The sequence below is a fragment of the Aquabacterium sp. genome (genome assembly GCF_041915145.1).
Lineage (GTDB): Bacteria > Pseudomonadota > Gammaproteobacteria > Burkholderiales > Burkholderiaceae_C > Aquabacterium.
In genome coordinates this window covers 15,518-28,209 of sequence record NZ_JAYSBZ010000045.1, presented here as the reverse complement: position 1 = coordinate 28,209, position 12,692 = coordinate 15,518, and the positions used below count along the sequence as shown (strand labels likewise).

Here is a 12,692-nt window from a genome sequence, read left to right as displayed (position 1 = left end):
AAGTGCTGGAGCTGGCCTTGGAAGGCATGCAGCGTGCCGGGCTCAAGCGTGTGACGCTCGATCTTGCCGACGCCCGCATCTTGCGTGGCTTGCTGGACGGTGTTCGGCTGGACGCAGCGCGACTCGCTGACTTGAGTGCGGCCTTGTCCGCCAAGGACGCGTCTGCCTTGGCTGCCTTGTCGGATGTTGTGCCCGCTCAGACTCTCGCTGCGTTGACCAAGCTGATGTCGTTGTATGGCTCGGCCGACGGCTTGGCGGCCGTGCAGCCAGCGTTGCCATCGCATCCGCTTATCCAGCAGGCCTTGGTGGATCTCGGCTGGCTGATCGCGCACGTGCAGAAGGCGTACCCCGAGGTTCAGATTGGATTTGACCTGGCTGACCTGAGTGGGTATGCGTATTACAGCGGCGCACGTTTCGCCATCTATGCGCCGGGCTACAGCGATGCCCTGGTGCGAGGCGGTCGATACGATGAAGTCGGCGCTGTGTTTGGGCGCAATCGCCCGGCGGTGGGTTTCAGCCTTGATCTGAAGGCGCTGGTTGAGCGTTTGCCGATCGGTATACCCAAGCCCGCCATTCGTGCGCCTTGGGGGGATGATGCTCTGTTGTGCGCTGCCGTGCGGCAGCTACGTGAACAGGGTGAAACCGTGGTGTGCATGCTGCCCGGGCATGAACACGAAGTGCAGGAATTCGCCTGCGACCGGGAACTGACCCTGATCAGCGGGCAGTGGACGGTGCGCGCGCTTTGATCGCCGCGCTCCGTCGTCTTCGATTTCCGATACAGGACTCAAACATGCAAACTCCATCCGTTGCGGGGGCCGCATCTGGCCGTAACGTGGTTGTCGTCGGGACCCAATGGGGCGACGAAGGCAAGGGCAAAGTCGTCGACTGGCTCACCGATCACGCCGCCGGTGTGGCGCGTTTTCAAGGTGGTCACAACGCAGGTCACACCTTGGTGATCAAGGGTAAGAAGACGGCGTTGCAGCTGATTCCGTCCGGCATCATGCGCGATGGGGTGGCGTGCTACATCGGCAACGGCGTGGTGGTAGATCCGCTCCATCTCTTGAGCGAGATCGAGCGCCTGGAAGCTGCCGGCCTGGAGGTTCGCTCGCGGTTGTTCGTCAGCGAGTCGTGCCCGCTGATCCTGCCTTTCCACGTTGAGGTCGACCGGGCACGTGAGGCTCAACGCGAGTCGAGCGGCGCCGGCAAGATCGGCACGACCGGCAAGGGCATCGGGCCGGCATACGAAGACAAGGTGGCGCGACGCGCATTGCGCGTGCAAGATCTCAAACACCCCGAGCGTTTTGCCAAGAAGCTGCGTGAGCTGCTGGCCTTGCATAACTATGTGCTTGAAGGCTTCTTGAAGGCCGGGCCGCTTGAATTCCAGCCGATCTTCGATCAGGCCATGAAGGTGGCCGAGCAGATCAAGCCCATGATGGCCGACTGCGGCGTGATGATCGACGCGACCAACCGTCGCGGCGGCAACATGCTGTTCGAGGGCGCACAAGGCACACTGCTCGACATCGATCACGGCACCTATCCGTACGTGACATCCAGCAATTGCGTGGCAGGCAATGCGGCGGCAGGGTCGGGCGTTGGCCCGGACAAGCTGCATTACATCCTGGGTATCACCAAGGCTTACACGACGCGGGTTGGCAGTGGGCCGTTCCCGACCGAGTTGCCCATCGATGAGCCGGGCACGATCGGGCATCACTTGTCCACCATCGGAATGGAGCGAGGAACGGTGACCGGGCGGGCGCGACGTTGCGGCTGGCTGGACGCGGCGGCATTGAAGCGAGCTGTTCTCATCAACGGTGTTTCGGGCCTGTGCCTGACCAAGCTCGACGTGCTCGACGGGCTGAGCGAGATCAAGGTTGCCGTAGGCTACGAACTGCATGGCGAACGCATCGACATCCTGCCGCTTGATGCTGATGAAATCGTAGAGTGCAAGCCGATTTATGAAATTTACCCAGGCTGGACGGAAACAACGGCCGGCCTGACGCAGTGGGATCAATTGCCGCTGAATGCTCGTCGCTATCTGCAGCGCGTGCAGGATTTGATCGGTGCGCCGATCGATATGGTTTCGACCGGGCCGGATCGTGATCACACGATCTTGTTGCGGCATCCTTACGCAATATGAACGCAGCCGAGGCGAGAGCACGTCTCATGATTTCTTTCAAATCGACGCGCTCCCGCATGACGCGCTCGGAAATAGAGGCTCTCCATGCTGACGGATGATGGCAAGCACCTGTACGTGTCTTGGGATGAATACCATCTCTTGATCGAGAAGCTGGCTCTGAAGGTGTACCACTCAGGTTGGGCGTTCGACCAGATACTCTGCCTGGCTCGCGGGGGGCTGCGACCGGGTGACGTCTTGTCGCGTGTGTTCGACAGACCGTTGGGAATCATGTCGATCAGCTCTTACCGTGCCGAGGGCGGCACGATCCAGGGGCGGCTAGATATGGCCAAGTACATCACCTTGCCAAAAGGCGAGCTGGCGGGTCGAGTGTTGCTGGTGGATGATCTGGCCGACTCGGGTGTTACCTTGAGTGCGGTGGTCGAACGTCTGCGCGGCATGTCAGCCATCGCGGAGTTGAGGTCGGCTGTCTTGTGGGTGAAGGGAGTGTCTTCGTACACGCCGGATTACTATGTCGAAATGCTACCCACGAGTCCGTGGATTCATCAACCGTTTGAAGATTACGACGCGTTGCGCCCTGAAGGTCTGGCACGCAAGTTCGCGATTTGAGATTCAGGTTGACACAATGGCTCAACAAGCCAAACTAGCAACACCTTGTTGAGCATTGATATCACCGCATTTAGCTGGAATGGCCAAGGGGCTGCAAGCCTCGCGGTCCAAACCGCAGTGGCCGCATTGATTGCGGCTGTTTTTGTTCGCCACAAAGAAAAAAGCCACATGCATACGCATGTGGCTTTGATCTTTGGTGCCCAGGAGAGGACTCGAACCTCCACGATGTTACTCGCTAGTACCTGAAACTAGTGCGTCTACCAATTCCGCCACCTGGGCAATTCAGGTTGTTCAGGCTCGGTGATTACCGAAGACAATCATTCTAACAGCAAAAAATTGAAGAACGCAACCCCCGTGAAACTAGAAGCCCCGTTGATGGGTGAACTCGAAGGTGTCGTGCAAGGTCATCGTGACGGGCACGGCTTTGTGCTGCGTGGCCCGGGCGAGGCCGACATCTACCTGTCGCCCCAGGAAATGCGCGCAGTGCTTCACCGAGATCGAGTAAAGGTGCGCGTGATTCGCTATGACCGCCGCAATCGTCCGGAAGGACGCGTGATCGAGATTCTCGAGCGTCGCAAGGCACCCATCATCGGGCGACTGTTGCACGAAGGGGGCGCGTGGATCTGCGCCCCGGAAGACAAGCGTTACGGGCAGGACATCCTGATCCCAGGCAAGGGCGCGGCCGGTGCAAAGGCTGGTCAGGTGGTGGCCGTGGAGTTGACCGAGACGCCGTCCTTGTACGCGCAGCCCGTGGGGCGCGTGACCGAGGTCTTGGGTGAGGTAGACGACCCCGGCATGGAGATCGAGATCGCGGTGCGCAAATACGAGGTGCCGCATCGCTTCTCGCCCGAGACGCTGGTCCAGGCTGCCAAGTTGCCTGACAAATTGCGCGCGGCTGATCGCAAGCACCGCATCGATCTGACCGATGTGCCGCTAGTCACCATCGATGGTGAAGATGCCCGCGATTTCGATGACGCGGTGTATTGCACGCCGACCAAGGTGGGGCGGGGCAAAGGTTGGCGCCTGCTGGTGGCGATCGCGGACGTGAGCCACTACGTGAGGCCCGGCGAGTCGCTGGATCATGACGCCTACGAGCGAGCCACGTCGGTGTACTTCCCGCGGCGCGTCATCCCCATGCTGCCGGAGAAGCTGTCGAACGGCTTGTGTTCGCTGAACCCGCTGGTCGAGCGTCTGTCGATGGTCTGCGACATGATGATCAACGCGGCAGGCGAGATCCATGCCTATCAGTTCTACCCAGCAGTGATCTGCTCGCATGCGCGCTTCACCTACACCGAGGTGGCGGCGATCTTGGCAAACACGCGGGGGACAGAGGCCACGCGCTTTGCCAATCTGGTGCCCGATTTGCTGAATCTGCATGATGTGTATCGCATCTTGCTCAAATCGCGCGAGCAGCGCGGGGCCATCGATTTCAACACCACCGAAACACAGATCGTGTGCGACGACAATGGCCGCATCGACAAGATCGTGCCGCGCGTTCGTACCGAGGCGCACCGCTTGATCGAGGAGGCCATGCTGGCGGCAAACGTCTGTGCTGCGGATTTCATCCAGCGCGGCAAGCATCCTTCCTTGTATCGTGTGCACGAGGGCCCCACGCCGGAGCGCAAGGCTGTGCTGCAGGCTTACCTGAAGGCGTTGGGTTTGGGGTTGAGCATCAGCGACGAACCCAAGCCGGGCGAGTTCCAGGCGCTGGCGCACGCCACCAAGGACCGCCCCGACGCGGCGCAGATCCACATGATGTTGCTGCGCTCCATGCAGCAGGCCATCTACACGCCGGCCAACAGCGGGCACTTTGGTCTGGCTTACGAGGCCTACACGCACTTCACCAGCCCGATTCGGCGCTACCCCGACTTGCTCGTGCACCGTGTCATCAAGGCCTTGCTCGGCAAGGGGCGCTATCAGATTCAGCCGCCCAACGTGGAACCCAGCAAGTTGCCCGTCAAGGGGGGCAAGACGGCCAAAGGAGCAAAGATCGCTGCCGGCAAGTCTGGCAAGGTCTCGGTGGGTGATCTGGTCGGGTGGGAGTCTGCCGGTTTGCATTGCAGCGCCAATGAGCGTCGTGCCGATGAGGCCTCGCGTGACGTCGAGGCCTGGCTCAAGTGCATGTTCATGCGCGAGCGTTTGGGTGAGGAATACGCGGGCACGGTGAGTGCCGTCACCTCGTTCGGTTTGTTCGTGCAACTCGATGGTCTTTACGTCGAGGGGTTGGTGCACATCACGGAACTGGGGGGGGAGTACTACCGGTTTGACGAGGCTCGACAAGAGTTGCGCGGTGAGCGGTCTGGGGTGCGCTATGCCGTTGGCGCGCGCTTGCGGGTGCAGGTCAGCCGCGTGGATCTGGACAGTCGCAAGATCGATTTCCGTTTGGTGCGCGAAGGCGAAGAGCGCGGCGTTTCGCGGTCAGGAAAAGACCGGCGAGTCGAACGTGGCAGCAAGTCGCAGTCGGCGCAAGACGAATTGGCTGCGGTACAGCTGGCTGATCGGGAGATCAAGGCTGCGGCACGCGCCGGCAAGGCGGAGGGCCGGCCGAGCCGCAAAGCCAGCGGCGCGGCGGCAGGCAAGAAGGTCAAGGCTCAGCAGTCAGCGGGGCGCACGACCAAGCGTCGCATGTAGCTGGCCGCATCGACGAGGGGTGTTCGCATCGTCGATGTCTGCGCCACGGATGGCTTTGTCAGATCGATGCGGCCAGTGCTGTTGCCGTGAGTCGGCCGGCACGCTCGGCCTGCCATTCGTCCGCGCGGAGGCCGTGCAGGTAGACGGCTTGGCACGCGGCGGCCGCGGCGTTGCCCGCTTGGGCCCAGAGGCCGCCAATCCACCCGGCCAACACATCGCCCGTTCCTGCGGTGCCGAGACTGGCATTGCCGGTGGGGTTGATGTGCACAGGGCCGTCTGGTTCTTGAACCACGGTGCCAGATCCTTTGAGCACCACGATGCTGCCAGTGCGTTGCGCCAGAGATCGAGCGTGCGACAGTCGGTCGGTCTGCACGTCGGCGGCGCTGATGCTCAACAGTCGCGCAGCTTCGAGCGGATGGGGGGTCAGCACAGTCTGCCAGCCGCGGTTGCGCCGCTGCGTCAGCAGGGCCTGGAGAATGCTGTCGCTGGCCACGGCATTGAGGGCGTCCGCATCCAGCACCAGGCGTCGGGCGCGGCTCAGCAGCAGCGGAAGCACTTCTCGTATGGCGAGCCCCCCGCCGCATCCCGCCACGACGGTGTAGTCCGCCGCGCTGGGGGCGTGCCAGTCGATGGTGTGATGCAGCATCAGATCGGGCGCCAAGGGATCGACAGCCAGCGGTGCGACGGCATCCAGCCATTGCACGTAGACCCGGCCGGCGCCGACGCGCAGGGCGGTGCGCGCCGCCAGCAGGGCGGCTCCGGTCATGCCGTGAGCGCCGCCTACCACCACCACGCTGCCGAAGCTGCCTTTGTGTTGCGCATGTTGGCGCGCGGTTGCTGGTGGAGCGCCAATCAGCTCAATGGGGGCATGCCGCGCTGCGATGTCGAGTGCAAGAGGTGTCAGGCCGAGATCGCACAGCCAAATCGTTCCGGCGACGTCGCGGCCGTTGGCAGTGAAAAGTCCGGGTTTGAGCGTGAGCAGGCTCAGGGTGTGGTCGGCGCGAACGCAGCGAGATGCAGTGTCAGGGATATCCAGCCAGCCTGCGTCGGCGTCAAGACCGGTGGGCAGATCCACAGCCAGCACGATGGCTGAGCAATGATTGATTCGGTTGACTGCTTCGCCAAGCATGCCTGCGGGAGCGCGCCGCGAGCCAAGGCCGAGCAGGGCGTCTATGACCAGGTCGTGCGCGCCGAGGGAATCGGGCCACGGTAGCCAGTCCTCGGCGCCGTCCGACAACGGGGTCGAGATCGGCACGCCCGCGTTGCGGGCGCGCTGCAGGGCGTCGGCCGCATCTGCCGGTAGGCGAGCAGAGTCCGCCAGCAGGCTGACATGCACGGTCTTGCCGGCCTGGTGCAAGTGAATGGCGGCATCCAGGCCGTCTCCCCCATTGTTGCCGGGGCCTGCGACGACCCAGATGCGCTGTGCGTGTGGTGCCACCGCCAGCGCCAGGCGTGCCACGGCACGACCCGCTCGGCGCATCAAGGCATGCGGCGGCAGTGCAGCGGTTGCCGCTTGCTCGATCAGGCGACTGGCTTCGACGTCATGCAGCGGATGGGCAGCCGACGCGCGCGAAGCTGGCAGGATGCGTTGGATGGCAGGTTCCGGACAATCGTCAAGCAGCTTCATTTTCAGACCATACCGCTTTATGACTCGGCGGCCAACGTGTCGTGCCAGCGCCCTATGCGGAAGCGGCTCACGTCGACGGCGGGCGACCGTTGCGCGATCAGATCGGCAAGCACCTGCGCGCTGCCGCAACTCAGGGCCCAGCCACTGGCGCCGTGACCCAGATTGAGCCACAGACCGGGTTGCGGGCCGGGGCCGATGAGGGGCGGGCCGTCCGGCAACATGGGGCGGGCGCCTTTCCAGATCTGATGTTGACCGGGCTGTGCCGCGCCCGGGAACCACTCGTTCAAGACGCGATGGAGTGTGGCGATGGCGCCGGGGCGGTGGTGATCGGGGTCGCCGCCGAGCTCGGCACAACCCGCCACGCGAATGCGGTTGCCCAGGCGGGCAATCGTGACGCGGTAGCGCTCGTCAATCACTGCCGACACCGGTGCCCGTTCGGGGTCGCGCACCGGAGCCGAGACCGCGTAGCCGTAAATCGGTTGCAGCGGCAGATGCAGTCCGACCGCAGCCAGCAGTCGCGCCGAGTCGGCGCCGGCGCACAACACCACGGCATCGAAGCGGTGTTCGCGGGGCTCGTTGCTGGCGTCGTCGGCGCCGGTGCGGGAGCTCGGACTCAGTGACAGCGCGCTGGCGCGATCGGCCTGGGTGCTGGGACGCGTGGTGACGCTGGGGCGGCCGCCGCCGGCCACGTTCAGCACTTCAACGCCAAAGTGGAAACTGGCCCCACGGGCCTCGGCGGCGTCCTTCAGCAGGTGGGCGACCTGGCGGCAGTTGCCGATCAGGCTATGGGGGAGCTGCCAGACCGCCTTGAGCGCGGTGCCCGGGCACAGGCCGGGCTCGTGGCTTTGCGCGTCGCTGGTCGGTATCTCACGCACATCGATGCCGAGCTCCTGCAGCAGCGGCAGGCTGCGCCGGGCGTGCTCCAGCGTGTCGTCATCGCGCAGCAGCACGAGCAGACCTTGGGCTTGTTCGAAGTCCAGCTTCAGGTGCCGGGTGATGTCGGTCAACCGTTGCTGGCTGTGTTGGGTCAGATGGACCAGTGCTCCGCGGTTGGCGCGGTAGGTAGCCGGTTGGCAGGCCCGCCAGGTGTGCCACAGCCAGCGCCAAGCTGAGGCATCGATGCCCGGGCGCAGTCTCAAAGCCGGCGAGCCCTGGAGCATTTGCTTGAGCAGCAAGCGGGGCAAGCCGGGCGTGGCCAGTGGTGAAACGTAACCTGGCGCCACCACGCCCGTGTTGGCGAAGCTGCTCTCTGCCGCGATGCTGCTGCAGCGGTCGAACACGTGCACCTCGTGTCCGTCTTGGGTTAATTCGTAGGCGGTGGTGACGCCGACGATGCCGGCCCCTATCACCGCGATCCGCATGGAATCTCCGTTCGTAGGGGCTCACGATGGCAAAGTGCTGCCAAGTGCGGCGCGCTCGCCGGTCTGGCCGCGAAGTGAGGCGCAGGGTGCATATAACGTGCTAGAATTTCGGGGTTTGTCCGGAACTGAAAACCTCAGATCGAGCCGACAAACAAAACCCGCAAACCCGGCCGCCAAAAGGTGTCGCCTCAAGAATCGACTTCTTGTTTGCCTGTCGCCATTCGTGCGAATGTGCAACAAGCGTGTCGATTCGTAGGTGATTCAGGCTGGATTTTAGACACAACCTTTGGAGCTTACATGCCCTACTCGATGCGCGACATGCTGGAAGCCGGCGTCCACTTTGGTCACCAAACCCGCTTCTGGAACCCCAAGATGGCCCCGTATATCTTCGGCCATCGCAACAAGATCCACATCATCAACCTCGAAAAGACGGCCCCGCTGTTCGAGGAAGCTCAAAAGTTCGTGCGCCAGTTGGCTGCTCGTCGCGGCACCATCCTGATGGTCGGCACCAAGCGCCAGGCTCGCGAAACCATCGCCGAAGAAGCCAAGCGCGCCGGCATGCCCTTCGTTGACCAGCGCTGGCTGGGTGGCATGTTGACCAACTTCAAGACCGTCAAGGGCTCGCTGAAGAAGCTGAAAGAAATGCAAGCCCAGGTCGAGGCCGGTCTGGACCATCTGAGCAAGAAAGAAGCTCTGGTGTTCCAGCGCGAACTGACCAAGCTCGAGAAGGATATCGGCGGCATTCAAGACATGAACGCGTTGCCGGACGCCATTTTCGTGATCGACGTCGGCTATCACAAGATTGCCATCGCCGAAGCGCAGAAGCTGGGCATCCCCGTGATCGGCGTGGTGGACACCAATCACTCGCCGGTGGGTATCGACTACGTGATCCCTGGTAACGACGACTCGTCGAAGGCTGTGACCCTGTATGCCCGCGCCATGGCTGATGCCGTGCTCGAAGGCAAGGCCAACGCCGTCAATGAAGTCGTGCAAGCCGCTGGTGGCGACGATGAATTCGTTGAAGTCAGCGAAGCTGCTTGATCTGGCTTCGGCCCACGACCGAAGGGGCTGATTCAGCCCCTTTTTTTCAATATCGATTTGAAATTGAGGCCGCTGCGTGGCGGCCTGTCAACATACGGAGAACGAGATGCCTGCAATCACCGCCAGCATGGTCGCCGACCTGCGTGCCAAGACCGACGCTCCCATGATGGAGTGCAAGAAAGCCCTGACCGAAGCCGATGGCGACATGGCCAAGGCTGAAGAGATTCTGCGTGTCAAGCTGGGCAGCAAGGCTTCGAAGGCTGCGTCCCGCGTGACGGCCGAAGGCGTGGTTTCGTCCGCCGTGGACGGCACGACCGCTGCCCTGGTTGAAATCAACTGCGAAACCGATTTCGTGTCCAAGAACGAATCGTTCCTGGCGTTTGCCAAGTCGGTGGCTGAACTGATTGCCAAGAACAACCCCGCTGACGTGGCTGCCGTGGGTGAGTTGCCTCTGTCGCAAGACGGCTTCGGTCCGACCGTTGAAGAGGTCCGCAAGGGTCTGATCGGCAAGATCGGCGAGAACATGACCATCCGTCGCTTCAAGCGCTACGCCGGTGGCGGCAAGCTGGCGTCGTACCTGCACGGTGCGCGCATCGGTGTGCTGGTCGAGTTCGACGGCAGCGATGTGGCGGCCAAGGACGTGGCCATGCACGTGGCCGCCATGAAGCCGGTGGCGCTGACTTCGGCTGACGTGCCCGCCGCTCTGATCGAGACCGAGCGCAATGTCGCCACGGCCAAGGCTGCCGAGTCGGGCAAGCCGGCTGACATCGCCACCAAGATGATCGAAGGCGCGGTGCAGAAGTACCTGAAGGAGGTCTCGTTGTTCAACCAGGTCTTCGTGAAGGCTGCCGACGGCAAGCAGACCGTCGAGCAATACCTGAAGTCGGCCAACACCGCGGTCAAGTCGTTCACGATGTTCGTGGTCGGCGAAGGCATCGAGAAGAAGCAGGACGACTTCGCGGCAGAAGTGGCTGCCACGATGGCTGCTGCCAAGGGCCAGTAAGGCGTCTTGATACAGCCAGGATCCGCCTTCGGGGCGGCTCCGCACCAGATCAACACGACAACGTAACCAGGAGTCCTTCGCATGCCGGCGTACAAACGCATCCTGCTCAAACTCTCGGGTGAAGCCTTGATGGGCGATGACGCCTACGGCATCAACCGGGCCACCATCGTGCGCATGGTTCGCGAGGTGCAGGAGATCACGCAACTGGGCTGCGAGGTGGCGGTGGTGATCGGCGGGGGGAACATCTTCCGCGGTGTCGCGGGGGGCTCGGTGGGCATGGACCGTGCCACGGCCGACTACATGGGCATGTTGGCCACGGTGATGAATGCGCTGGCGCTGTCCGACACCATGCGCCAAGAGGGCATGACCGCACGCGTGATGTCGGCCCTCAGCATCGAGCAGGTGGTGGAGTCTTACGTTCGCCCGAAGGCCTTGCAATATCTTGAAGAAGGCAAGGTCGTCATCTTCGCGGCTGGAACGGGCAACCCGTTCTTCACCACCGACACCGCTGCTGCCTTGCGTGGCGCTGAAATCGGCGCTGAAATCATGCTCAAGGCCACCAAGGTGGACGGCGTCTACACTGCCGACCCCAAGAAGGATCCGAGTGCCACGCGCTACAGCAGCATCACGTTTGATGAAGCGCTGATCAAGAAGCTGGAGGTGCTGGACGCCGCCGCGTTTGCCCTGTGCCGCGATCAGAAGCTGCCGATCAAGGTGTTCAGTATCTTCAAGCCCGGTGCGCTCAAGCGCGTGGTGCTGGGTGAAGACGAAGGTACGCTGGTCCACGTTTGAGGAAATTTGAGATGAGCATTGCAGACATCAAAAAGATCGCCGACGACAAGATGCACAAGTCGATCGAGGCGTTCAAGAACGAATTGGCCAAGATCCGCACGGGTCGCGCTCACCCCGGCATCCTGGATCAGGTGCATGTCGAGTACTACGGTTCGATGGTGCCGCTCAGCCAAGTGGCGAACCTCACCCTGATCGATGCGCGCACCATTGGCGTTCAGCCCTGGGAAAAGGGCATGGGAGCCAAGATCGAGAAAGCCATCCGCGAGTCCGATCTGGGCTTGAATCCGGCGGCTCAAGGCGATCTGCTGCGCGTGCCGATGCCGCCGCTGACCGAAGAGCGCCGCAAGGAGCTCACCAAGGTCGTGCGCAGTGCTGGCGAAGACGCCAAGGTGGCGGTGCGCAACCTGCGTCGCGACGCCAATGAGCATGCCAAGCGTCTGCTCAAGGACAAGGAGATCACCGAGGACGACGAGCGTCGCTCGGAAGGTGATATCCAGAAGCTTACCGACAAGACCATCGCCGAGATCGACAAATTGGTTCAAAGCAAAGAAACCGAGATTCTGGCGGTTTGATCGCTCAGGCCGACACGCCGCACCTGCTTCAGATGTTGGGTATCAAGGTGTGTGCAAAGGCGGTTTCAACATGAAGCACGGAGGCCTGCGGGCCTCCGGCTGCGTTTTGGGCGCTGAACTTTTGTGCGGCAGGCGCCTCAAGCGATCGTATTGAGAAGGTTCGCGATGTCAAAGACTCCAAGCGGCGCGGTGCCTCCGGCGCACGTGGCCATCGTGATGGACGGCAATGGGCGCTGGGCCAACAAGCGCTTCTTGCCTCGCGTGGCAGGGCACAAGCAGGGCGTCGACGCGCTGGTGCGCATCGTTCAGGTTTGCGCCGATCGCGGGATTCGGCACCTCACCGTCTTCGCGTTTTCCTCAGAGAACTGGCGGCGCCCGGAAGAAGAGGTGTCGGGCCTGATGAGCCTGATGATGAGCACGGTCGCCAAGCATCTGGGGCGGCTGGAGGCGCAAGGTGTGCGCATCCGCATCATCGGCGATCGGGCCATGGTGTCCGACAAGGTGCGCGCGGCCTGGGACGAGGCCGAGCAGGGCACGGCGCACAACTCGCGCTTGAATCTGAACGTCGCGTTCAACTACGGTGGGCGCTGGGATATCGTGCAGGCCTGCCAACAGGCGTTGGCCGATGGCCTGCGCCCCGAAGAGCTCACCGAAGAGCGCTTGTCCGGTTACATGGCCTTGCGCCACGCACCTGATCCGGATCTGTTCATCCGCACGGGCGGCGAGTACCGCATCTCGAACTTCCTGTTGTGGCAAGTGGCGTATTCGGAGTTGTATTTCACCGACTGCCTGTGGCCTGATTTCGACGAGGCGCAGCTGGACGCAGCCTTGGCGGACTTCGCCCGGCGTGACCGGCGATTTGGCTTGGTCAAGGGGAACCCCGCTGGGGCACCATCAGCTTGAATTTCTAAGGCGCATTCTT

11 protein-coding genes and 1 tRNA gene are annotated in these 12,692 nt (G+C 62.6%); 9 read left to right on the top strand and 3 right to left on the bottom strand.

Annotated features, from left to right (window positions below; translation table 11 throughout):
- The 3 genes from ACE3SS_RS09790 to ACE3SS_RS09780 all read left to right on the top strand — a co-directional run.
- A partial coding sequence (locus ACE3SS_RS09790) for an ATP phosphoribosyltransferase regulatory subunit (protein WP_374593384.1) occupies positions 1-746 on the top strand: 746 nt, incomplete at its 5' end.
- Positions 747-790: 44 nt separating this feature from the next.
- Positions 791-2,137, top strand: coding sequence for an adenylosuccinate synthase (locus tag ACE3SS_RS09785; RefSeq protein ID WP_374593382.1), 1,347 nt, complete (start codon positions 791-793; stop codon positions 2,135-2,137).
- A gap of 84 nt (positions 2,138-2,221) precedes the next feature.
- Entirely contained in the window at positions 2,222-2,743 is a 522-nt protein-coding gene (locus ACE3SS_RS09780) for a phosphoribosyltransferase (protein WP_374593380.1), read from the top strand.
- Positions 2,744-2,937: 194 nt separating this feature from the next.
- On the opposite strand, the gene ACE3SS_RS09775 is transcribed toward ACE3SS_RS09780, so the two are convergent.
- Positions 2,938-3,022: transfer RNA gene (locus tag ACE3SS_RS09775), tRNA-Leu, on the bottom strand.
- A 96-nt stretch (positions 3,023-3,118) separates the two neighbouring features.
- Here ACE3SS_RS09775 and rnr point away from each other — a divergent pair.
- On the top strand, positions 3,119-5,374 hold the full coding sequence (gene rnr, locus ACE3SS_RS09770; RefSeq protein WP_374593385.1) for a ribonuclease R: 2,256 nt from the start codon (positions 3,119-3,121) through the stop codon (positions 5,372-5,374).
- Between the two features lie 58 nt (positions 5,375-5,432).
- On the opposite strand, the gene ACE3SS_RS09765 is transcribed toward rnr, so the two are convergent.
- Both ACE3SS_RS09765 and ACE3SS_RS09760 read right to left on the bottom strand, forming a co-directional pair.
- Positions 5,433-7,001: an NAD(P)H-hydrate dehydratase gene (locus ACE3SS_RS09765; RefSeq protein WP_374593378.1), complete on the bottom strand. Its 1,569-nt coding sequence runs from the start codon at positions 6,999-7,001 to the stop codon at positions 5,433-5,435.
- Positions 7,002-7,018: 17 nt separating this feature from the next.
- Positions 7,019-8,362, bottom strand: a complete 1,344-nt coding sequence (locus tag ACE3SS_RS09760; protein WP_374593376.1) for an FAD-dependent oxidoreductase — start codon at positions 8,360-8,362, stop codon at positions 7,019-7,021.
- A 297-nt stretch (positions 8,363-8,659) separates the two neighbouring features.
- Here ACE3SS_RS09760 and rpsB point away from each other — a divergent pair, with 297 nt between their 5' ends.
- The 5 genes from rpsB to uppS all read left to right on the top strand — a co-directional run bounded on the left by rpsB (position 8,660) and on the right by uppS (position 12,673).
- On the top strand, positions 8,660-9,403 hold the full coding sequence (rpsB, locus tag ACE3SS_RS09755) for a 30S ribosomal protein S2 (RefSeq protein WP_374593374.1): 744 nt from the start codon (positions 8,660-8,662) through the stop codon (positions 9,401-9,403).
- 106 nt (positions 9,404-9,509) lie between these two features.
- Positions 9,510-10,406, top strand: a complete 897-nt coding sequence (gene tsf, locus ACE3SS_RS09750; RefSeq protein WP_374593373.1) for a translation elongation factor Ts — start codon at positions 9,510-9,512, stop codon at positions 10,404-10,406.
- A gap of 81 nt (positions 10,407-10,487) precedes the next feature.
- A complete protein-coding gene (gene pyrH, locus ACE3SS_RS09745; RefSeq protein WP_374593371.1) occupies positions 10,488-11,198 on the top strand; it encodes a UMP kinase in 711 nt (236 codons plus the stop codon).
- 11 nt (positions 11,199-11,209) lie between these two features.
- Positions 11,210-11,770 (top strand): ribosome recycling factor, encoded by a 561-nt coding sequence (gene frr, locus ACE3SS_RS09740; protein ID WP_374593369.1) that lies wholly within the window; start codon positions 11,210-11,212, stop codon positions 11,768-11,770.
- A gap of 165 nt (positions 11,771-11,935) precedes the next feature.
- Positions 11,936-12,673 carry a polyprenyl diphosphate synthase gene (uppS, locus tag ACE3SS_RS09735; protein ID WP_374593367.1) on the top strand — a complete coding sequence of 246 codons (738 nt, stop codon included), beginning with the start codon at positions 11,936-11,938 and terminating at the stop codon, positions 12,671-12,673.
- Positions 12,674-12,692 lie beyond the last annotated feature (19 nt).

What these genes read in the sequence shown, in the direction of transcription:
- ACE3SS_RS09785 (WP_374593382.1), top strand. Translation starts at nt 791, where the DNA reads ATGCAAACTCCATCCGTTGCGGGGGCCGCATCTGGCCGTAACGTGGTT.
- ACE3SS_RS09780 (WP_374593380.1), top strand. Translation starts at nt 2,222, where the DNA reads ATGCTGACGGATGATGGCAAGCACCTGTACGTGTCTTGGGATGAATAC.
- rnr (WP_374593385.1), top strand. Translation starts at nt 3,119, where the DNA reads ATGGGTGAACTCGAAGGTGTCGTGCAAGGTCATCGTGACGGGCACGGC.
- ACE3SS_RS09765 (WP_374593378.1), bottom strand. Translation starts at nt 7,001, where the DNA reads ATGAAGCTGCTTGACGATTGTCCGGAACCTGCCATCCAACGCATCCTG.
- ACE3SS_RS09760 (WP_374593376.1), bottom strand. Translation starts at nt 8,362, where the DNA reads ATGCGGATCGCGGTGATAGGGGCCGGCATCGTCGGCGTCACCACCGCC.
- rpsB (WP_374593374.1), top strand. Translation starts at nt 8,660, where the DNA reads ATGCCCTACTCGATGCGCGACATGCTGGAAGCCGGCGTCCACTTTGGT.
- tsf (WP_374593373.1), top strand. Translation starts at nt 9,510, where the DNA reads ATGCCTGCAATCACCGCCAGCATGGTCGCCGACCTGCGTGCCAAGACC.
- pyrH (WP_374593371.1), top strand. Translation starts at nt 10,488, where the DNA reads ATGCCGGCGTACAAACGCATCCTGCTCAAACTCTCGGGTGAAGCCTTG.
- frr (WP_374593369.1), top strand. Translation starts at nt 11,210, where the DNA reads ATGAGCATTGCAGACATCAAAAAGATCGCCGACGACAAGATGCACAAG.
- uppS (WP_374593367.1), top strand. Translation starts at nt 11,936, where the DNA reads ATGTCAAAGACTCCAAGCGGCGCGGTGCCTCCGGCGCACGTGGCCATC.